Source organism: Pseudoalteromonas sp. SIMBA_162 (assembly GCF_046535955.1).
Classification (GTDB): domain Bacteria; phylum Pseudomonadota; class Gammaproteobacteria; order Enterobacterales; family Alteromonadaceae; genus Pseudoalteromonas; species Pseudoalteromonas marina.
Map to the genome: position 1 here is coordinate 1 of NZ_JAWJBQ010000666.1, position 259 is coordinate 259.

General features: G+C 62.9%; 1 protein-coding gene. It reads right to left on the bottom strand.

The window, feature by feature from the left end; all coding sequences use genetic code 11:
* On the bottom strand, window positions 1-259 hold a 259-nt coding region (locus R0J88_RS21330; RefSeq protein WP_410901073.1), incomplete at both ends, for a CorA family divalent cation transporter.

Sequence of the window (259 nt, forward strand, 5' to 3'; positions counted from 1 at the left end):
GTGCAGGTGCTGGATGTCCCGTTCGTTCAGCGAGTCGCAGAGGACGTTGCGTTCCAGCTCGTCGATTTCCGCGTGGATGGCTTCGCTGACCGGCTGGTAGTTCTCGGTAACGAAGTCCAGCAGGGCATAGAGCACGAAGTCTTCACCGTGCTCCAGCAGCAGCGGGCGCGCCTCGCAGCGCTGGCGCACGTAGCCATAGGAGGCCGAGTGGCCGTTGCGCGCGGTGATGATGTAGCCGTTGCCGGCAAAGATGTGGGTT